General features: G+C 52.7%; 16 protein-coding genes and 6 pseudogenes. 16 read left to right on the forward strand and 6 right to left on the reverse strand.

What is annotated here, in order from left to right; translation table 11 throughout:
* Window positions 1-130: 130 nt before the first annotated feature.
* Together pyrE and A3SI_RS18745 are read left to right on the forward strand one after the other, a co-directional pair.
* Window positions 131-793, forward strand: a complete 663-nt coding sequence (gene pyrE / locus A3SI_RS02160; RefSeq protein WP_009053431.1) for an orotate phosphoribosyltransferase — start codon at window positions 131-133, stop codon at window positions 791-793.
* Window positions 794-852: 59 nt separating this feature from the next.
* Window positions 853-1,110, forward strand: a complete 258-nt coding sequence (locus tag A3SI_RS18745; RefSeq protein WP_009053432.1) for a hypothetical protein — start codon at window positions 853-855, stop codon at window positions 1,108-1,110.
* A gap of 285 nt (window positions 1,111-1,395) precedes the next feature.
* Here A3SI_RS18745 and A3SI_RS02170 read toward each other — a convergent pair whose 3' ends face one another.
* The gene (locus tag A3SI_RS02170; protein WP_009053433.1) at window positions 1,396-1,812 is read right to left on the reverse strand and encodes a PH domain-containing protein; all 417 of its coding nucleotides are present in this window, start codon (window positions 1,810-1,812) and stop codon (window positions 1,396-1,398) included.
* Window positions 1,813-2,125: 313 nt separating this feature from the next.
* On the opposite strand from A3SI_RS02170, the gene A3SI_RS02175 reads away from it, so the two are divergent.
* Window positions 2,126-2,716 (forward strand): carbonic anhydrase, encoded by a 591-nt coding sequence (locus A3SI_RS02175; protein ID WP_009053434.1) that lies wholly within the window; start codon window positions 2,126-2,128, stop codon window positions 2,714-2,716.
* Window positions 2,717-2,732: 16 nt separating this feature from the next.
* Window positions 2,733-2,882 carry a carbonic anhydrase gene (locus tag A3SI_RS21395; RefSeq protein WP_262491751.1) on the forward strand — a complete coding sequence of 50 codons (150 nt, stop codon included), beginning with the start codon at window positions 2,733-2,735 and terminating at the stop codon, window positions 2,880-2,882.
* A 123-nt stretch (window positions 2,883-3,005) separates the two neighbouring features.
* Here the strand turns inward: A3SI_RS21395 and A3SI_RS02180 are convergent, their stop codons facing one another.
* From A3SI_RS02180 to A3SI_RS02195, 4 genes are all read right to left on the reverse strand, one after another.
* Window positions 3,006-3,782, reverse strand: a complete 777-nt coding sequence (locus A3SI_RS02180) for a TIGR02757 family protein (RefSeq protein ID WP_009053436.1) — start codon at window positions 3,780-3,782, stop codon at window positions 3,006-3,008.
* 13 nt (window positions 3,783-3,795) lie between these two features.
* A complete protein-coding gene (locus A3SI_RS02185) occupies window positions 3,796-4,440 on the reverse strand; it encodes a hypothetical protein (RefSeq protein WP_040669845.1) in 645 nt (214 codons plus the stop codon).
* Between the two features lie 78 nt (window positions 4,441-4,518).
* Window positions 4,519-5,730: a lytic transglycosylase gene (locus tag A3SI_RS02190; protein ID WP_009053438.1), complete on the reverse strand. Its 1,212-nt coding sequence runs from the start codon at window positions 5,728-5,730 to the stop codon at window positions 4,519-4,521.
* A gap of 122 nt (window positions 5,731-5,852) precedes the next feature.
* Complete coding sequence (locus A3SI_RS02195) at window positions 5,853-7,205, reverse strand: NfeD family protein (protein ID WP_040669898.1); 1,353 nt, start codon at window positions 7,203-7,205, stop codon at window positions 5,853-5,855.
* Between the two features lie 329 nt (window positions 7,206-7,534).
* Between A3SI_RS02195 and A3SI_RS02200 the strand changes: the two genes are divergently transcribed.
* The 11 genes and pseudogenes from A3SI_RS02200 to A3SI_RS02250 all read left to right on the forward strand — a co-directional run bounded on the left by A3SI_RS02200 (window position 7,535) and on the right by A3SI_RS02250 (window position 17,399).
* Window positions 7,535-7,912, forward strand: coding sequence for a globin domain-containing protein (locus A3SI_RS02200; RefSeq protein WP_009053440.1), 378 nt, complete (start codon window positions 7,535-7,537; stop codon window positions 7,910-7,912).
* Window positions 7,909-8,666, forward strand: a pseudogene (locus A3SI_RS02205) (lysophospholipid acyltransferase family protein). Before A3SI_RS02200 ends, A3SI_RS02205 begins: the two are co-directional and overlap by 4 nt.
* Complete coding sequence (gatC, locus tag A3SI_RS02210) at window positions 8,653-8,940, forward strand: Asp-tRNA(Asn)/Glu-tRNA(Gln) amidotransferase subunit GatC (protein ID WP_009053441.1); 288 nt, start codon at window positions 8,653-8,655, stop codon at window positions 8,938-8,940. Before A3SI_RS02205 ends, gatC begins: the two are co-directional and overlap by 14 nt.
* A gap of 1 nt (window position 8,941) precedes the next feature.
* Entirely contained in the window at window positions 8,942-9,679 is a 738-nt protein-coding gene (locus A3SI_RS02215) for a hypothetical protein (protein ID WP_009053442.1), read from the forward strand.
* The gene (locus A3SI_RS02220; RefSeq protein ID WP_156810124.1) at window positions 9,645-11,777 is read left to right on the forward strand and encodes a tetratricopeptide repeat protein; all 2,133 of its coding nucleotides are present in this window, start codon (window positions 9,645-9,647) and stop codon (window positions 11,775-11,777) included. Before A3SI_RS02215 ends, A3SI_RS02220 begins: the two co-directional genes overlap by 35 nt.
* A gap of 48 nt (window positions 11,778-11,825) precedes the next feature.
* Window positions 11,826-12,523, forward strand: a pseudogene (locus A3SI_RS02225) (ABC transporter ATP-binding protein); the annotation flags it as partial.
* Between the two features lie 101 nt (window positions 12,524-12,624).
* Window positions 12,625-13,175: pseudogene (locus tag A3SI_RS02230) on the forward strand (cob(I)yrinic acid a,c-diamide adenosyltransferase).
* A pseudogene (locus A3SI_RS02235) lies at window positions 13,172-14,243 on the forward strand (branched-chain amino acid aminotransferase). The pseudogenes A3SI_RS02230 and A3SI_RS02235 overlap by 4 nt, the downstream one beginning before the upstream one ends.
* Window positions 14,221-14,856 (forward strand): hypothetical protein, encoded by a 636-nt coding sequence (locus A3SI_RS02240; RefSeq protein ID WP_009053444.1) that lies wholly within the window; start codon window positions 14,221-14,223, stop codon window positions 14,854-14,856. The pseudogene A3SI_RS02235 and the gene A3SI_RS02240 overlap by 23 nt, the downstream one beginning before the upstream one ends.
* Before the next feature lie 82 nt (window positions 14,857-14,938).
* Window positions 14,939-16,045 (forward strand): annotated as a pseudogene (gene prfB / locus A3SI_RS02245) (peptide chain release factor 2).
* 158 nt (window positions 16,046-16,203) lie between these two features.
* Window positions 16,204-17,399: pseudogene (locus tag A3SI_RS02250) on the forward strand (MFS transporter).
* Between the two features lie 95 nt (window positions 17,400-17,494).
* Here A3SI_RS02250 and A3SI_RS02255 read toward each other — a convergent pair.
* Window positions 17,495-19,381: a tetratricopeptide repeat protein gene (locus tag A3SI_RS02255; RefSeq protein ID WP_009053445.1), complete on the reverse strand. Its 1,887-nt coding sequence runs from the start codon at window positions 19,379-19,381 to the stop codon at window positions 17,495-17,497.
* 72 nt (window positions 19,382-19,453) lie between these two features.
* Here A3SI_RS02255 and A3SI_RS02260 point away from each other — a divergent pair, with 72 nt between their 5' ends.
* Window positions 19,454-19,672 (forward strand): PspC domain-containing protein, encoded by a 219-nt coding sequence (locus tag A3SI_RS02260; protein WP_009053446.1) that lies wholly within the window; start codon window positions 19,454-19,456, stop codon window positions 19,670-19,672.
* Window positions 19,673-19,674: the final 2 nt, after the last annotated feature.

A 19,674-nucleotide genomic window follows, 5' to 3' on the forward strand; every position in this document is an offset into this window, starting at 1 on the left:
CGTACTGCCAGCAGATCCAGCGGCTTATCATTTACAAAAATTCGCATAGTCGCAAAGGTAATCCTTTCAAAAATGCACAAAAAAAAACAGGCACACCAATTTCCAATGGATAAAATGTTAATTTTGAGTCATGAAAATTTTAGACAGAGAAGTAGCCTCTCGGGTAGCTGGGGCACTTTTATCCATCGAAGCCATACGTTTACAGCCGAAAAATCCTTTCACTTGGGCCTCCGGCTGGAAGTCTCCTATTTACTGCGACAACAGGCGCGCGCTTTCTTTCCCTGAAATTCGAAATTATATCAAGGAACAGCTGGTACTGGCAGCAAAAACTTTTCAAGGGGTAGAGGCCATCGCGGGGGTAGCTACTGCGGGCATCCCTCAGGGGGCTCTCTTAGCTGATGCGCTGGGGGTACCTTTTATTTATGTACGGGCGAAACCCAAAGGCCATGGCATGGGCAATAGCATCGAAGGAAAAATCACCCCCGGCCAAAAAGTGCTGGTGGTAGAGGATTTAGTCAGTACCGGAGGAAGTTCCCTAAAGGCGGTGCAAGATTTAAGAGCGGCCGGATTTGAGGTGTTAGGGATGCTTGCCATCTTCACCTATGGCTTTGAGTTAGCGCGCCAGAACTTTGAAGCAGCGGAAGTTGCATTACTTTGTTTATCCGACTACGCACATCTACTCCCCAAAGCTCTAGCGGACGACTACATCGACGAAGAAGCACTCGCCTCGCTGGTAGAATGGCGGAAAAATCCAGAAACCTGGGGCACTCCAGAAGCGGATTTCCCTATTTAAAGTCCATTTTTTAATCCCGCACACAAGCGCTCTGATAGAAAAAGGATACGATTGAATGCGTGCTGGATGATAAATCTCAAATCAGGCAAAACACACAAAATTGGGCGATTTTGTTTTATGCCCAACCTATGCATGGGGTTTTGATAGTGGATAAACCGGATAGAGATAATGACAGCGTCGAAAATAAAACAGATGAAACTATCCATGGCGATAAGGATAAACAGCATACCGTAGAGACAGGAAATGCCCTGTCTCTACCTCCGAACAAACCATCCGCCACTTTCGGACAAAAACGATTTCAAAATATAGCGGTATAAACACGGTTTCATCTATCATTGGTTGATACAAATCGGATGTAATCAAACACGACTCAACCAAAGGCTCAGCCTCCCCCCTCACGTACACATGTTCGTTTGCTTTCCTTTTTCTGTTCGTTTGCTTTCTTTTTTCAGTTTTACGTGATCGTTTGCTTTCGTTTGCTTTCTTTTTGATGTTCGTTTGTGTTCGTTTGCTTTCCTTTTGGCCTACAGGCCAAAAAAAAGAAAGTGTGTCCCAAGGCACTAAACGCAAGGGACTAAAGAGGGGTGAAAAAGGCTTCTCGCCTATGTTTTCGACTTGAGGACGATAGCTGGGTTCGCCTGCTGTAAGGCGTGAATAAATGCCTGCTTGTCTTGGGGGGAAAGGAGAATGGCATCAAAGCGGCCATACTTGAGTTCCAGCCGGTCTAAGGACAAAGCAGGCGCACTTCGGGGATTACGGGTTTCAGAAATTTCCTTTATGCTTTGGATATCGATGGTCTTCTCGTTACCCCAACCGCAGCTGACCTGGAGTTTATCATCGAGCAAGGTGTAGCGGGTGTTCAGCAAAAGGTGCCCAATATAAAGCAATACGGGTACACATAGCACCAGAGCCAGCCACAGGAGGCCTTCGTACACGAATAGGAGAGCTACTACAAAGAGCAGCGACAGCGGTAGGAGCATCAAACCGACACTGATTTTAGATTTAAAAACCTGCTTCATCGACTTATTTCTTTACATGTACTCAAGATACTAATTTTTAGCTTTATTGAGTTCAAGCGTTTTTGGATTTTTCAGGCTTTACATCGAAAAGGTATACAAAACGCGTTCATGGTGTAACGAGGCCCTGTACCTATTCGTTTCCTTTAGGTCCTGCCTTCCTAAATTATGCTGCTTAAACCAAATGGCATGCATGGCGCGATCGCTTACATGAATGACCTATTACCGCGCAGTCTGCATCGCTGCGTGATTTTTCTCACTTTATTCCCCAGCGAAATCCTCCACATTTGTTGCTGAATTCTAAAACGCATCACAGATGAAGCGCTCCTACCGCACCCCCCTCCTGCCCCTCCTCGCCCTGCTCCTCCTGCTGCAGGTCGCTTCCTGCAATAGTCCAGCCACGAAAGCACCCACCCTGGGCGAAGATCAACACACAGAAAATTTGGATAAAAGCCAAGTGCTTAGCTTCTTATTAGAAGGAAATAAACGCTTCTCAGAAGATCATCCCATACATCCCGATCAAACATTAGAGAAGCTTCGCGCGTTAAGCCAAGGGCAACATCCCATAGCGGCCATCGTTTCCTGCTCGGACTCCCGCGTTCCCCCTGAGTTGCTCTTCGATCAGGGACTCGGGGACCTCTTCGTCATCCGAAACGCCGGAAACATCGTCAGCGACTATGAAATCGGCAGCGTGGAATATGCCATAGAACACCTCGAAGTACCCCTGGTCATCGTCCTCGGACATACGCAGTGCGGGGCCATAGGTGCCTACGTAGCCAGAGTACAGGACAGCACGGCCCATAACGCCACGCATACGCATGCCACGCACAGTATGTATATAGAAAAAAATTATCGCTTACATCGAAGCGGAAGAAGAGGAAAAGGCACTTCCGAAAAGTGCACCTAATTTCTACGAACAGGCCATCGTCGCGAACGTCATGCATGGCGTGCAGGCCATTCACGATGCACTGCCCGAAGTAGAAGAAAAGATAAAAAGTGGAAAACTGCGTATCATTGGCGCAATTTATGATATGGAAACAGGGAAAGTACGCACCCTAGAAAAGAAACTATGATTGACATATTTATTTGGAAATACTACCCTCTCTGGGGGTAGTTTTTTTTGCCCGACAGGGCCAAAACTACTCACGAGAAGAAGCTCCCTTCCTGAAATCAACACTTTTTTCCACACGCCTCACTTAACGTTCTCCGATGACGCCTAAGCTGAAAAGCGCAAAATCGTAACGTACCGGATCCGAAGCGTCCAGGGTCCGAAGCGCTCGCGTTAACTCCATAGCGGTAGCCCAGTCGGTCTGTTTCCGCTGAATCAAGCCCAAACCGCGCGCTACCCGATCCACATGCAAGTCACAAGGGCAGACCAGCTGGCTCGGCTGTATGCGCTTCCATATCCCGAAATCGACGCCAGCCTCATCCTGCCGCACCATCCAGCGTAGAAACATGTTTAACCGTTTACATGCCGACTTGCGTGCGGGGGTAGCCACATGCTTGCGGGTGCGCGCCGGCGCAAAAGGATCCGCAAAAAACTGCTCATGGAAGCCACGCAGCAGCCGCTCCATCACATCCACCTCATCCGCCTGATACCCCTGGAGAAATGCTTCTTCTAAACTGGAATGCTCCTGATAAAAACGCTTGAAGAACGCCATAAAGTACAGCGTGTCCGTCGGGGTAAAGGTGCGATGCTTAAACTGCTCGAAGACCTTGAGATCACGCTCCTCATGGTGCAGCACGAAATCATAGGGAGCATGATCCATCAGCTCCATCCACTGCCGGCACTTGGCGATAATGGTCTTTCTTTGGCCCCAGGCCAAAGTAGCCGCGATAAAACCTGCTATCTCGATGTCCTGCTTCTTCGTGAAGGCATGGGGAATGCAAATCGGATCTTCTGGGATAAATTCAGGGCGATTAAAACGGGAGACATGCTCCTCTAAAAAATCTTTTAAAGCAAGTGGATGCACGAACCGACGCAATTTATAAATGAACCACTACCGTGTCTCCCTGAATGCCATCAAACCACTTGAAACGCAGGGTGTCACCCTCCCGCTCAGAAAGGTGCCAGTCAAAACACGTGATGCGCGTTAAGGGGCGCAGCTGATCTTCCTCAGGCAGGTACAAGCAGAGGGTGAAGTCAGGGAGCTCTTTAGGTTCTACGGTATTCCATTTTTCGAGGAGAAGGCCTTCTTCAATCTCGTACACGCGTGAACCGAAAATATGCTCCTCTAAAACCGATGGTACACCATCTGCACGGCGAAAGGTGAAGCCCTCCGGTCCGAACATGATTTTTTTAGAGAGCTTGGCCTCTAACAGTTGTGCCACAGGAATCGGCCCTTCCCCCGCGCTCTCCTGCGTGCTTTGGGCGACAGAGGCCCCCGCGGCATCGTTCAGAAACGCCTGCACCTGAACCGTTTTCCAAGACCCGGAAAGGGTGGGAGACATTTCTTCTTCCCCACTACGAAAACGGGTAAGCAAACGCGAAATGCCGGAAAATAAATAAGTAAGCCCGATAAAAAGAAGGCCAAAGGTGGCTAAAATCGGGTAAGACAGCACGAATATCCCATTCCAAATGTACCGAAAGAGATGGTGTAAGCCTGTGCTGATGGAGGAAGAGTTATTCATGAAGAGCAAAAATACAGGGAATGTGGCGCTTATCCAAAAAAATCCACATTCCCTATACATGCTGCCCCTGTAAAGGGCTTAATAGGATATTTCAACGGGGAAGCGTGCATTTACCGCCCGCAGCTGATCGTACGCAGCCTTAGACACCTTGATCAAAAGCTTGCTGTTGTCTCCAGTATCCGGGAGCTTGCCCACCACACGCGCGAAGATCGTGACATCATTTTCGGCATTACGCACACTCATGATCGTTCCCACAGGGGCATCACGGTGCAGCACCAAGTATTTTTTATGATTGCCTGTACCATCGATCACCTCTGCCAGGCCGTTTTGCTTCAAGTTTTTAAAGCCCGTGGACTTATCCTCCACCTTCTCTACCGAGGCTACTGTGGGCCTATTATTCGCCCGAATGGGAACCTCCGCCTCGATTACAGGCACGCGCTCCACTGGAACTGCCTCTCGGCCGACACGGAGCTCTTGGCCGGAGGCCAAATTATTCGAGCTCAAGCCGTTCCAGCGAATCAAATCATCTACCTTAATGTCGTAGCGACTGGCAATGGAAAATAAAGTCTCCCCCTGCTTGACCTGGTGCACGCGCCAGCCACCTGGGGTAGTGGCTGAAGCAGCGGCTGCCACACTTTCTTCACGCACCACAGGCGTCTGTACTTCTGCTCTTCGAGCACTCCGTGTGCTGCTGCGCACTTCCGCCGTAGTTTCTTCTACCTGACGGACCGGAGCCACCGCTTCACGCCCGGCAGCTTCGGTGTTTTGGCTAGCGGCAGCGCCCGTCTGTCGGGAACGTTCGGCAGCCGCAGCACCCGTTGCTGCAGCCTGAGCCACAGGAGCTGCTGGCGTGGCGGGTGCGGCAGCTACGCCTTTTACCACGAGCTGCTGGCCGACACTAATATCATTTCCAACCAAATTATTCCAGCGCTTTAAGTCGTCCACCGCCACCTCGTAGCGCCGCGAAATCGCAAAGAGCGTCTCTCCCGGCTGTACCTGATGTGCGCGGGCATCGGAAGGAAGCTCAGCCGCTAACACGATCGGAATGCGTATCCGCTGACCAATCTTCAGACCATCTTTCAGGTCATTTTGCTGTATGATGTCGTTTACCGTAGCTCCATACCGCCGAGACAACCCAAAAAGAGTTTCCTTAGGAGCCACATCGTGCAGGACAAAGGTCTGGTTTCCTTTGCGCTCTATCCCCACTGAATCCAGTGCCGCCGGCTCATGTGCCCATGCAAAACCACTTAAAAACAGCCCGGTTAGTAGGCCAACTATACGCTTTTTCATGCTTTGTTATTGCTCTTAATGCTCGATATAACCACAAATATAGGAGGATTCCACCCAAAATACGGGCTTACAGGAAAAACGTTCCTCTTCCCGATTCATTTCATGGGAAACAAAATCTCTTTTTATTTCCCCTCCTGCGTGTCTGTAGGGATCTTTTTTACCCGCAGGGAGGTGCCTTCTGTGCTGATCACCTGCACCCGCTCGCCACGATCGATAAATTCGCCCCGCGAAAAGGCATCGTACACCTCTCCTTCGATTTCGATGCGACCGCTGGGCATCAAGCGGGAAATCACGATTCCCTCCTGACCCAAAAGCTCCTCCTGATAGGTCGTAGACGTGTACCCCTCGGAACGATTCTGCGTACTCGCCAGCGCTACACTGCGAAAAGCTTGCCAACTATTAACTTTTGGGGCCAAGGTAAAAATCCCGATGATGGATACGATCGCCGATACGAGCACCGTCAGGAGTGCGGAGAAGAGGTCTCCGCCTGGAACAAAGGTAAAATCAAAGACATCATTGGGCAGCATGCCCAAAGTCAGCCCCGTAAGCACCCCGACAATCCCTAAAATACCGAATATCCCAAACCCCGGCAGCACAAACAGCTCCACAAACAAAAAGAGCACACCCACGATAAAGACCGCAATCTCCCAGTTGGCCGCCAAGCCATTCAAGTAATACGGAATAAAGTACAGGATCACGGCCACGATCGAAGCGGCCAAGGGAAAGCCCACCCCTGGCGTCTGAATTTCAAAATACAAGCCTCCCAGGATGATGAGAATCAAAATCCCACTCACGGCGGGGTTTAAAAACAGGGATATCACCTGCTCCACGCCCGACTCCTCGTACCGCTCCAGGCTGTAGTCCGTCACCCCCACACGCTCCAGCAGCTCTTCCACTGAGCGCACTTCGGCCTCACAGAAACCATTCGCGATGGCCTCCGACACGGAAAAGGTGATAACAGAGCCTTTTTCTGTTACGCCCTCGATTTCCAGGCGCTCATCCACCATGGCCTCCGCGATTTTCGGATCGCGCCCCTTGGCTTCTGCCGTGCTACGCATCATCGAGCGCATGTAACTTTGATACTTATCAGGCGCCGCCTCCCCGGAGCCCCCCTGTACGACCGTGGCCGCACCGATGCTACTCCCCGGGGCCATGTAAATACTATCTGTGGCGATAGAAATCAGCGCCCCCGCAGAAGCCGCGTCCTTGTTGATCCACACATACACAGGCACTTCTAAATCCAGCAGCATGGTCCGAATATCGTCCGCATCATTTACTGCCCCTCCATAGGTATCCATTTCGATCAGGATCAGGTCGGCCTCCTTCCGCGCCGCATCTTCCAGCGCTAGCCGAACCCGCCGATTCATCCGCGGATCGATATTGTCATCTATTTGGAAAAGGTAGACCTTCTTCTTGCCCGCAGCGGGGGCTAATGGCTGCTTTTCTGCGGTGGTCGCTGCACTGTCTGCCGCCATGGTATCCAGCTCCTGCCCCTGTACTGCCTCTGCCTCCCCCTGCGCCGCCAGACTATCAGCAGCTGCCGGTTCGGCTTCAGAACGGGGACTTTGGGCGAAGCCCAAAGCGGAGGCCTGCCCAGAACCTGTGAAAAAGTAAAGGCCAAAAACGAAGGCCCACCCTAGGAGCCTGCGGTATAGCGTACATGTTTGCATAGCGAATTTTATCTTACAGAAAGTGGGCGCGAAATGCCCCTCTTTTCCAAACGTATGGAATCCAAGTTAGTTAAGAAAAACAAAATTCCCGACATCCCTTCCATAAATTCTTTTGGGAATGGTATCTTCGCAGCATGGAAAAAGGCCAAACTGTCTATGAGTTAATCGGAGACGCGGGCATCCGGAGCCTGGTGGCGCACTTTTATGTAGAAGTGCAGCATCGGCCAGCCCTGCGCGCCCTCTACCCGGAAGAGGACCTCGGGCCGGCAGAAGACCGCCTCTACTGGTTCCTCCTTCATGTATTCGGTGGGCCACATACCTACCTGGAAAAACGCGGCCACCCGATGCTGCGCAAGCGCCACTTTCAGTGGAAAATCGACGGAGAGATGCGCCGGCTGTGGCTGGACTGCATGCTCACCGCCATGGACAAGGTGGACCTTCCCTATGAGGTGCGCGAGTACATGCAAAATTACTTTATAAAAGTGGCTAACCACATGATTAACAGCGCATGAAAGCCCTGAAAATTCTGTACACGGCCTATGCCTTGCTCGTCTTTATCCTCACCTTCCTGCTGCTTTTCCCCCTATTTTTACTGGCAGCCTCCTCGCAGAAGCGCGCCTCTTTCGGGCGACGCGTGAACCAGCACTGGGCTCGGGTTTATTTTAGCCTCATCGGCAAAACCGTGCAGCGAGAGGGCTGGGAGCAGCTCCCGAAAAAGGGACCCGCCGTATTTATCGCCAACCACTTCAGCTACCTGGATATCGCCATGATGGGGCTGCTGCCGGGAGATGTGGTCTTCGTCGGCAAAAGCGGCATCGGCAAGTTGCCGTTCTTCGGCTACTACTTTAAAAAACTCCACATCGCTGTGGACCGGGAGAGCCTGCGGAGCCGCGCCGAAGTGATGCGCCGTGCGCAAAGGGCCTGCAGCAGGGCAGCGCGCTCGTCATCTTTCCGGAAGGAGGCATCCTGAGCAGTAGCCCTCCAGAGATGAAACGCTTTAAAGAAGGCGCTTTTCGCATCGCTTGGCAAGCGGGCGTACCAATCGTGCCCATCACCCTCTCATATAATCACCTGATTTTACCCGATGTTTCGATTCCTTTGCTTAACTTTAAGGCCGGAAAAATGGTGGTACATGCTCCGATCCCCACTGTGGGATGCACCGAAAAAGACCTTCCCCTACTAAAGGAACGCGCATTTACGTGCATACAGGAGCAACTTTACCGCGATGAAGCCGCACGGAAACCAGAAATGTATGAAAATAGATAACAGTACCATTCAAAAATTAGCCCACCTGTCCCGCCTCGAATTCGATGCGCAGGGGGTGGAAAAAATGAAAGCCGACCTCAGCCAGATCCTCGACTGGATGGAGCAGCTGAACGAAGTAGATACCGAAGGCGTGGAACCGCTCACCACGATGTCCACCGAGGTGAATGTGCTGCGCGAAGATGTTCTCGGAGAGCACCTTCCGCATGAGGATGGGCTAAAAAATGCCCCACAGCGTGATTCCGACTACTTCCGCGTACCTAAAGTTCTCGAATAGCATGCCCCAAGTCGCGCCTAAGCGCAAGAACGTTTTTTTCCCCCTTCCGCTTTTCCCGGGGCTTCTGCTCCTGGTTTTGGGAGGGGGTTTTCTCTTCTATAGCCTGCTCCTAGCCGAACCGCTGCTTCAGTATGAACAGCGCTTCGAAACGCTATCCCTTTCGCTGCCCTTCGATGCCTTCGACTTTCCCACAGGAAGGTACCAGCCCGAGGCACTGCATGAGCTGCAGCTGCCCCTTTTCAGCCCGAAAGACGCAGAAATTCCGCCCATGCTCTACCACAGCAGCTTCTGGCTTTTGCTACTCTTCCTCATCACCGCCCTAAGCCTGAGCACCTTCTTGAAAGGCTGGCTGTTCTACCTACCCCTCACCCTACTGATTGTGGGAATCAGCAGCGGCAGCTTCCTCGGACTGGAGCTCCAGCAGTGGCCCGACTCCACGGTTTGGCCACGCGGCATCGTCCTGCTCGCCTGCCTCCTACCTGTGCTGCTCATTCGGATTTATGGCCACTACTGGACCCTTTGGCAGCGCCTGCTGCTCTGCACGGGAGCGGTGGCCCTGCTCCTGATCGGCTGGTACCTCCAAGCCCCCGAAGCGGCGGGCAGTCAGCTACTCGCCGCACAGCAAGGGCTCTTGCTGCTCAGCCTCATCGCCGCAGCAGGCATGTGCTTTTACATCGCCCGGGCTTATTCAAGGGCTCAGCCTCTTGCTGCTCCGACTAAATACCGGAGTAGGCACTAACCTCAAGCCAGCACTCATCCTAATCAGCATCAGCTACTTAGGCCTTAGCACTGCCTCCCTGCTGGTGCTCCACGGCAGCTACACCCCCCTTTTCCCGGTTTTGCCGGCAGGCCTTTTTCTCCTGCCCGCCCTTCTGGGAAGTGCCTACTGCCTCTACGAAAAACAGCACAGCGTAAGCCGCTTCTTTCAGACCAGAGGGACCGAAACGATCGCCTTGCTGACAGGAGGGGGCCTACTTCTTTTGCTTTGGGGCTACGCCCAATGGAGCGCTAACACCCCGCTGCAGCGCCTGCTCAGCTACCTGCTCCTGACCACGCAGATGGCCGGCACCCTGATGGCTTTCCTGTATGTGGCGATGAATTTTTTTAATTTTATAAACAGTGGCACGCCCCTCCACCGGGTCTTTTATCAGCCCAAAATCCTAGAACGCATCCACATGCGGCTGGCCCTCCTGATGGGCACAGGAGCCGTGCTGCTTTTTGTGGATTTAGCCCCCGCTGTGCAGGCTGAGGTAGCCCTGACCACGAACGAGGCGGGCCGGTACTGGCTAGATCGAGAGCCCGTGAAAGCGGCCATTCTCTACGAAGAAGCTTGGAACGCCTACCGGCAGCACCCTTTCGCGATACTGGCATCGGCGACCCTGCGGCGGCAGCTCGAAAGCCCACGCAGCTATGCGGATTTGTTAGCCAATAGCTTTGACTTTGCCCCCAGCCCGGAGGCGATTTTGCTACTTGCAGCCCACAAACAGGCGCAGGGCAATGTCCTCGAAGGGCTTTTTTACCTCGAACAGGGGGTGGAGCTTTTTCCCGAGGAGGCGGCACTGCGGATCCACACGGCCAGCGTCTATGTGCAGCTGGGAGAGCCCCTTCAGGCAGCCAAGCTCGTCGCGGAAGCCCCTATAGATAGCCCCGGATTGGCGGCGCTACTGCCCGCGCTGGCCGCCCTACTGGATAGCGCAGGCGCAGCGAACCTGCCCGAAATACCCGCAGTTCCGCAAGGGGAGCGGCTGGCCTTTCAGGCCAATAAGCTCGTGGCAGACGCTGGTGCTCCTACATTTGCCTCGGCTGACGAAACGCTGGACGCGACCGCGCTGCTGGCATCCCCTGCCCTTCGACGTAATTTTATCTTGCGCGGTAATTTAAAAGAAGCCCCCTTTTTAGGGTCCACGCTAGACAGCTTGGTGGCACAGGCTACCGAGCTGCGCACACTACAGCGGGCGACAGAAGACCGCATCCTTTGGCACTGGCGCCAAGGAAATATTCAGGAGGCGCTTTTCTACCTGCAAGGGAGCATCGGACAGGCGGATCGTCAGCAGGCGGCTCACCGCGAGCTCTTAGCAGCCCTTTACATGAGCCGCTTCGACTTGGAACGCGCCACCGGCGTCTGGCAAAACCTGCTTCTTGATGGTCAGGCCCCCGATGAACTCCCCTTGTATGCCGCTTACCTGTTGGCCGAGCAGCCGGAGTCTCTGGACCCAGCCCAGCGCTTTCGTGTAGAACAGGCCTTGGCACTGCGCCCTGAACAGGAGCGCCAAGACATAGGTAGCCTGATGGCCCTGGCCCGCCGCCTGTTGGCACAAACTGCCGCCCCCCTTTACTCGGCCTGGGAGGCACTACCCGCAGGGGAAAGCCAGCGTTATTTGGCAGCAGGCCTGCTTCGGCATAAGAGTCATTTCCTGACTGCCGCGCAGCAGGAGCACCTATTGGGGACTTTGGGCGAAGCCCAAAGCAGCAGCTTTCAGCCCTACCTGCGCTTACAGACCAAGCCCGCCGAGGAGATTTCTAAGGAAGAGCTAAGAGGGTTTCAGCGGGACCCTTACCTAACCGCGGCCCAGCTGGTACTCGCCGAACGGGAAGCGGATCCGGATGCGCGCTATGCGCTGCTGCAGCAGGCCATTAGCTATAACAGCGATCCCCTTTTAAAGCTACGCTATGCAGCGGCGGCAGAAGCGGTGGGTTTAGGGCCCTTTGCGGCGGCAGCCGCCAGCAGATACGGGAGGCGATCGGCCCCGAAGCCTGATGGAGCTGCTAGAACAGGAAATTTTATGAATTTAATTGACCAGCGGCAGGTATTTTTACAGGCGAATGCCTATTTTTAAGTTTTCGGAGCAGGAGAGCCCGCTTCGAGAGATAATGACGACCGCTCTATGGGAAAGATAATTGAAACGACAGACATCAGCCGAGAGTACCGCATGGGTTCTGAGGTGGTGCGTGCGCTGAAATCAGTCAGCATCGAAGTGAATAAGGGAGAGTATGTGGCCTTTATGGGGCCTTCCGGCTCGGGTAAGTCCACGCTGATGAACATCATCGGCTGCCTGGACACCCCTACGGGAGGCAAGTATATCCTGAATGGCAAAGATGTCAGCGACATGACCGAGAATGAGTTGGCAGAAATCCGTAATAAAGAAATCGGCTTTGTGTTTCAGACCTTTAACCTTCTTCCGCGCGCAAGCTGCTTAGAAAATGTGGCCTTGCCCCTCGTCTATGCCGGATTCAGCAGAAGCCGACGTGAGGAGCAGGCGCGGGCGGCCTTAGAGAGTGTAGGATTAGGTGATCGCGTGACGCATAAGCCGAACGAGCTCTCCGGAGGCAGCGGCAGCGCGTGGCCATCGCACGGGCACTTGTGAATACGCCGAGCATCATTTTGGCCGATGAGCCGACGGGCAACTTGGACACCAAAACCTCTTACGATATCATGGAGCTGTTCCATGAGCTGCACGCTCAGGGGAACACCATTATCATGGTTACCCACGAAGACGATATCGCCCACTATGCCCACCGCATCGTGCGCCTGAAGGATGGCTTGATCGAATCGGATCGAATCAACCCAAATCCCACACGTGGAAAAAAAAGAAGCTATAGCCAATTAGCAAATAAACCCAATAATAAAGTGAAGGCCTTCTTATCTTGCGGCAGCGTAGAGAAAAGAAGTGCAGCAGGAGAATTATGAAAATTTACACGAAAACAGGTGACAGTGGCCAGACTTCCTTACTGGGAGGCAAGCGTGTTTCGAAGGCCCACCTGCGCATCGAGGCCTACGGCACGGTGGACGAGCTAAATGCCTATGTGGGCATGGTGCGCGATCAGGAGGTGAATGCGAGCCGTGCGCCTTTTTTAAAGGAAATTCAGGACCGTCTCTTCACCATCGGCGCGGATCTAGCTACGGCTCCGGACGCGGCCAAAGTCAAAAAACCGGATCTCCACGAGGAGGACGTCATGCAGTTAGAGGGAGCCATGGATGAAATGGACGCAGTTTTGCCTCCTTTAAAGCATTTTGTTTTGCCCGGAGGCACCCCGTCGTTTCCTTCTGCCATCTGGCCCGCACCGTATGTCGTCGCGCAGAACGTGCCTGCATCGCACTGGCAGAAGAAGAGAGTGTGAACCCATTAGTCATTACCTATATCAACAGACTTTCCGACTACTTTTTCGTACTGGGCCGCATGAATGCCCAGGAATTAGGCGTCGAGGAAGTCACCTGGAACCCCCGCATTGTATGAGCAGTAAAACTACCTTTCCGATCCACATCACCCGCACAGAGAAGTCGCGGCTGGCAGAAACGGATTTCGATAATTTAGTATTCGGCATGACCCTTTCCGATCACATGTTTATCGCTGACTATGAGGAGGGCGAGTGGTCTAATTTCCGGATCGAGCCCTATGCTCCACTAGCCTTAAAACCTGCGAATGCCACGCTGCATTATGGCAGTCCGTGTTCGAGGGCATGAAAGCCTATAAAAATGAAGCGGGGCAGACGCTCCTCTTCCGAGCAGATGCCAATCAGCAGCGTCTAAACGCTTCCGCCGAGCGTATGTGCATTCCCACAGTGCCTGAAGAAGTGTTTATGGAGGGCCTAAAGACCCTATTAGAGGTAGACAAGGACTGGATCCCGAACCGTGCCGGCTACTCGCTTTACATCCGGCCGTTTGTTTTTGCTACGGACGACTATCTCGGTATCCGCCCTTCGAAGAAATATTCTTTTATCATTTTCACCTGTCCCGTAGGGCATTATTACGCCAAGCCGGTTTCGGTGAAGGTGGAATGTGCCTATGCCCGCGCGGCTGAAGGAGGTACGGGCTACGCCAAAGCCGCCGGAAACTATGCCGGCTCCCTTTACCCTGCCTCCTAGCCCAAAAAGAGGGATTCGACCAGCTCTTGTGGACCGATGCCAAGTCCCATCAGCACATCGAAGAAAGTGGCACGATGAATGTGATGTTTATGATTAAGGGCACCCTCATCACCGCACCCACAAGTACGGGCACGATTTTAAAGGGGATCACTCGGGATTCTGTGCTTACCCTCGCCCGTGAAATGGGTGTTGCGGTGGAAGAACGCTTCCTACGTGTGGCCGAACTGGAAGATGCCCTGAAAAGCGGCACCCTAGAGGAAGCCTTCGGTACAGGTACAGCCGCCACCATCGCGCACATTAACCGAATCGGCGTAGGTGGTGCCGTTTATGACCTGCCAGAAAAGACAAACGAGGCCTTCTCGAACCGCGTGTTGGCCAAGTTAGATGCAATAAAATATGGAAAAGAAGCCGACACACATGGTTGGATCATCACTTTATAGCACAGCAGGTAGTAAAGACCTGAAAAATGAAGCCCTTGGTTCTTACCGAGGGCTTTGCTTGCTTTATGGAAAAGCCTTTTGCCTCCTCCTAGGGCTATTTTTTCTGCTCAGCGGAAGTCTTTTTGCCCAGGGGGCACGGCCCAAAGTGGAGCCTGTAGACAAATATATCCTCATCCAAAAAGGGGGAAAAAAGCGGACGGCCATGCGCTATCGTGTGGGCGAAGAGCTGACGTACAAGTTGAAAGGAGAGCCTTTTTTCGTCACCGATCGCATCGTTAATATTCAGGCGGATCTCATCGAGATGCGTGAAAACATCTTGACCCTGGAGCGCATCGAGGCGGTGGATATCTCCCAGAAAGACACCCGAAATCAGACCATCAGCAACCTCAGCACCGTGGCGATCGGTGGTGGGCTTCTGTTTTTAGGCGCTGAGTCCGTGAACCAGCTCAACCAAGAGGGGCGTCTGTCCATCAGTCGGGGCGTGTGGATCAGTTCGGCGGCCATGATCGCTGCGGGTATCGGCATTCGGCAGCTGAAAACCACGACCGTGCCTATCGGCAAGGCCTATAAGATGCAGCTCATCCTCATCTATGAGGACGACCCGACGCTGTAGGTGCTTAGCGCGGAAGGAAAGGCTTTTTCATAGGTTTTTCGGCTAAAAATCACGACCTTTGCAGGCTAAAACGAAAGCAATTATGACACTAGACCAGTTGAAAGACTTGAAAGCCCGCGTTTCGGCTTTGAGGAGGTATCTTTGACTACGATAAGAAGCGAGCAGAAATAGAAGATTTAGAGCTGGTATCTGCCCAGCCCGATTTTTGGAATGACCCGGAAGAGGCAGAAAAGACTATGAAGCAGATTCAGGCCCGAAAGGCCTGGACCAATGCCTACGATGGAGTCAACCAAGCCCTTCAGGACCTAGAGGTGCTGTATGAGTTTTACACTGCCGAGGAAGTTTCTGAGGAGGAAATCAAACGGGACTACACGAAAGCCAAGCAGGCGGTAGAAGAACTGGAGCTGAAAAAAATGCTGAGCTCCGAAGAAGATCAGCTTAGCGCCATGCTGGAGATTAATCCCGGCGCAGGAGGTACGGAAAGTAACGACTGGGCCAGCATCCTGATGCGGATGTACATCATGTGGGGGGAGAAAAACGGCTATAAAGTGAAGGAAGTGGACCTGCAAGAAGGTGAAGTAGCAGGCATCAAATCCGTCACGCTGGAATTTGATGGACCACTCGCCTACGGTTTCCTGAAATCTGAAATCGGCGTACACCGCCTCGTGCGGATTTCGCCTTTTGACAGTGGAGGCGCCGTCACACCTCTTTTGCCTCCGTATATGCCTATCCCGTGGTGGACGACACCATCGAAATCAACATTAACCCAGGGGACATCGAACTTCAGACCTCCCGTTCCGGTGGGGCCGGGGGCCAAAATGTCAACAAGGTAGAAACCAAGGTGCAGCTGACGCATAAACCTACAGGGATCGTGGTGGTCTGCCAGGTGGAGCGCTCTCAGTTGGCCAACAGGGAAAAAGCGATGCAGATGCTCAAGTCTCGTCTGTATCAGATGGAGATGGAAAAGCGGAATGCGGAGCGCAGTAAGATTGAGGCTTCGAAATTACGTGTGGATTTCGGTTCGCAGATTCGAAACTACGTCTTGCATCCGTATAAATTAATCAAAGATGCGCGGACAGGACATGAAACCTCCGATGTGCAGGCGGTCCTAGATGGTGCAGGGCTAAATGAGTTTATCAAAGCCTATCTCCTCGCCCAAAGCGAAGAGGAGGCGGGCACTGACAACTGATACGCTGGGTGATGTGATGGTGATACGACCAAGTGTCGCTATCCGGCCCACCCTTTTTGGCCTGCGGTGCCCGAGTGGTTCCGCAGGCTTTTCCATTCCTTCCCACCACGCACATCGTCTATTTCCGATTTCCTAATCGACTCTTTCGAAGTACCTGCATGCGATTCCTGCCTACCTTCTTTACCTTAGACTTTTTCGTGCTCTGCATGAGCTCCTTCCTCTTTTTCGCGAGCTTTAACATGATTATCCCCGAGCTACCGGCCTATCTAAGCAGCTTAGGAGGAGAGGATTACAAGGGCTGATCATCGCGCTCTTTACACTGACTGCCGGCCTCTCGCGCCCTTTCAGTGGCAAGCTAGCGGATAAAATCGGGAGAAAACCCGTGATGGTCGTGGGCGCTGCCGTTTGCTTTGGCGTCAGCCTATTCTATCCCTTACTGACCACGGTGGCAGGATTTCTGCTGCTGCGCTTCATTCATGGCTTTTCAGCGGGCTTCACCCCTACAGGCACCTCCGCTTATGTGGCCGACATCGTCCCCTTCCAGCGCAGAGGCGAGGCCATGGGCATTCAGTCGCTTTTCGGCTCACTAGGCATGGCCGCCGGTCCCGCTGCTGGCGGCTATATCGCCGCTGCTTTCGATATCAATACCCTTTTTTATGCCTCTGCCGCGACGGCGGTGCTGTCCATTCTGATTATCTTACGGCTGAAGGAGACGCTACCGAATAAGCAGCCCATGCGCCGAGCTTATCTCAAGCTCAACCGAACGGAGCTGATCGAAAAACGGGTTTTAGTGCCTTCGCTTGTGCTGTTTTTGACCGTTTTTTCTTTTGGCACCATCTTGACGATCATTCCTGACTACTCCGAGCACTTGGGAATCCAAAATAAGGGCCTCTTTTTCGCGGTGTTCACACTGGCATCCCTCGGGATCCGGATTATCGCCGGCAAAACCTCAGACCGCTATGGCCGGATCCCCGTGATGAAAGTGGCTACCAGCTCCATGGCTGTGGCCATGCTAGTGATCGCTTTTTCCACCACTACCTGGCAGCTCATCCTCGGAGGCATCATTTTCGGCGCCTCAGTGGGCATGAACTCGCCTACGATTTCGGCCTGGACCATCGACCTCTCCTTAGACGAAAAGCGAGGCAGAGCGCTGGCGACCATGTACATCGCTTTGGAGGCGGGCATCGGTATAGGGGCCTTAGTGAGCGGCTGGCTCTTCAACAATCGAGTAGAGAACTTTCCGCTGGTCTTCTCCATCGGTGCCATCACGGCCAGCATCGCCTTTATCTACCTCTTCACCCTTCCAAAGGACCAAAAGGAGCTGGTCCCCGTGGACGAAAAGGATCCCAAATAAAAAAGGGAAGCTTCTACGTCTGTAAAAACTCCCCTTTTGTATCCTCATTTTAGGCTACCCGCTTAGCCCGCTTCCGCATGTGCTGACACTGTTTGCTAATTTTCTTCTTCCTTCACCTCGTCTTGCTGCATTGCCTCATCCCCGGCAGGTATTACGGGACCACTGCCATCCATCCAGAGTTCGAGCGGACGAAACACCTCGATGAAGCGCTCGTTTTGGCGGTAGGCCTCGAAGCTCAGGTCCGTAAGCGCCCGCTGGCGCAAAGCATCTGAATAGGCGACAGCTTTCTGCAAATAGGCCAAGGCTAAATCCTCGTCCTTACCCACTTTCGCATTCACTAAGGCTAGGCCATAGAACCCATAGCCATAGGCACGGTTCACCTGCACACTCTCCTCGAAGGCCACTTGCGCTTTCTCATAATCACCAGAAAGGAAGTAGGCCAGTCCTAAGTTAAACAGATGCTCTTCTGTTCTCGGGGCTTGGTTTAAGCGCACCGTCGCCAGACGATAATCCCCATTGATGATGTCGATAGCCCCTCTGAGCGCCTCATTTTCCTTTAAGAAAGGATTATTTAGGTTACGCTCCATGGCAGAAGCCTGCGAAACAGCCACATACGCCTCGAAATAATCGTTTAACATCAGATAAGCTCTGCCTAGATTATGGTAAGCTATTGGGTTTTGCTGCATATTCGCGCTGGTCTTAAACTGCGCGATAGCGTTTGAAATCAAAATATTCCGCTCTCTCCTGTCCAGCGAGCGCTGCGCCTGATTTAAGAAAACCACCCCCAGATTATTGGTGGCCGTGGCCGAAGGGAAATGCTGCTCCATGTAGCGATAAATGGATTCTTTTTCGCTCAGCTGGGGAGCATCTTTTGCTGCTGCCAGCAGGTCTCCCTCGCTAAGATTGCGCAGCACTTCCCCATTTCGTACAGCGGCATAGACACGTGAAGCGATGGCCGCCTTCGTTTGGTCGGAAGGCTCCGAATAAAGGGTGACTTTGGCCGAGGCCAAAAGGGGAAATAAGTCCCGCTGAACGGCCGCAAAACCAGGCAGCTTGCGCAGCTCAGCAATCTGGTTTTCATAGGCGCTTTCGCTGAGAAGCACTTCGTAGAAAGCGGCCTTTTGACGGTCATTAAGTCCTTTATAGTCCGCGATCAGCAAGCGGAGGTCGAACAGGTCCGCATTACGGTGATTGACCTCTACGGGGACATCGAGTCCACGCAACTGCTGGCGCACGCGCTGCTCCGCCTCGATAGCCCGCATGCGTGCCAGATTCGCATCGCGGCGATCTGCATCTACAGGAGCATGTGTCCCCAAAATACTTACTTTGCGCAGCGTTTTACCCGGCTCTAAGAGCGAAGAAATCGGCCCCGACTCCGCGCTCGTGAGTCGGTTTCCACTGAGCTGCGCACTCCCATATCCAAACTTTATCGTGTGGATTTTTTCCTCTAGATAGGCCTCTGGGTTTAGATACGTCTCCATGTACATGCCCACGACGGGAATCGGCTCATCCAGAATCACTTGCCCGAAACGTGCCAGCATCGGGAGTGTGATGAGGCCCTTGCCAAGTTCTTTTTCGGGGATGGTTTTCAAGCCTTTCGCATCTTCTGCTAGGCCCTTTAAGACAAGCTTGCCCTTTTCCATTCCTGGTAGGTAGGGAAATGTAAGCTGAAGGGAAACATCCACACGTCGATCCGTAGGCGTGAACTTGCCATTAAACACCTCAAATTCCCCTAAGCGGAGCGCCCCCTGCCCGTAGTGGTATTCCGGATACAGCGTGATGGCGCGGTCTTTTGCTAGGACCTCTAGTGGCAGTGGCCCTTTAATTTCCACGCGAATGGAATCACGGTGCAGGGTGAGAAGTTGTGGATTCGCCTCTATTCCATCGAATGCCGAATAGTATAGCGATTTTTGGGTGCTACAGCCATAAAATATGCCGGCCGTCAGCAAAAAAACGAAAAAAACTACCCTTGACTTAAACATTATTCTATTGATTAGCTTATGAATTTATCGATTTTATTCCTTACATTAGGTCACTCTAAACGAAAAAGCGTCATGAATCAAGTAAAACATTTCTTTGAAGACCGAGCTTTTGGCGTTTGCGCTAAGCTTGGTGAACGTTTACGCTTCCCAATCGACAGTATTCGTTTATTTTTTATTTATGCTTCTTTCGTCACCTTAGGCTCACCGGTTATCGTGTATGTGAGCCTAGCCATGATGATGAAAGTACGAAAATACATTCGAAAGATGAATAATCCGGTACTTTTCGATTGATC

This window comes from Nitritalea halalkaliphila LW7 (genome assembly GCF_000265075.1).
GTDB classification, from domain to species: domain Bacteria; phylum Bacteroidota; class Bacteroidia; order Cytophagales; family Cyclobacteriaceae; genus Nitritalea; species Nitritalea halalkaliphila.

Excerpts from the sequence above, each read along its gene's own strand:
- A3SI_RS02255 (WP_009053445.1), bottom strand. The coding sequence starts at position 19,381 with ATGTTTAAGTCAAGGGTAGTTTTTTTCGTTTTTTTGCTGACGGCCGGC.
- A3SI_RS02195 (WP_040669898.1), bottom strand. The coding sequence starts at position 7,205 with ATGGCGGCAGACAGTGCAGCGACCACCGCAGAAAAGCAGCCATTAGCC.
- A3SI_RS02240 (WP_009053444.1), top strand. The coding sequence starts at position 14,221 with ATGGTTGGATCATCACTTTATAGCACAGCAGGTAGTAAAGACCTGAAA.
- A3SI_RS02200 (WP_009053440.1), top strand. The coding sequence starts at position 7,535 with ATGGAAAAAGGCCAAACTGTCTATGAGTTAATCGGAGACGCGGGCATC.
- A3SI_RS02175 (WP_009053434.1), top strand. The coding sequence starts at position 2,126 with ATGAAGCGCTCCTACCGCACCCCCCTCCTGCCCCTCCTCGCCCTGCTC.
- pyrE (WP_009053431.1), top strand. The coding sequence starts at position 131 with ATGAAAATTTTAGACAGAGAAGTAGCCTCTCGGGTAGCTGGGGCACTT.
- A3SI_RS02185 (WP_040669845.1), bottom strand. The coding sequence starts at position 4,440 with ATGAATAACTCTTCCTCCATCAGCACAGGCTTACACCATCTCTTTCGG.
- A3SI_RS02170 (WP_009053433.1), bottom strand. The coding sequence starts at position 1,812 with ATGAAGCAGGTTTTTAAATCTAAAATCAGTGTCGGTTTGATGCTCCTA.
- A3SI_RS02190 (WP_009053438.1), bottom strand. The coding sequence starts at position 5,730 with ATGAAAAAGCGTATAGTTGGCCTACTAACCGGGCTGTTTTTAAGTGGT.
- gatC (WP_009053441.1), top strand. The coding sequence starts at position 8,653 with ATGAAAATAGATAACAGTACCATTCAAAAATTAGCCCACCTGTCCCGC.
- A3SI_RS02215 (WP_009053442.1), top strand. The coding sequence starts at position 8,942 with ATGCCCCAAGTCGCGCCTAAGCGCAAGAACGTTTTTTTCCCCCTTCCG.
- A3SI_RS02260 (WP_009053446.1), top strand. The coding sequence starts at position 19,454 with ATGAATCAAGTAAAACATTTCTTTGAAGACCGAGCTTTTGGCGTTTGC.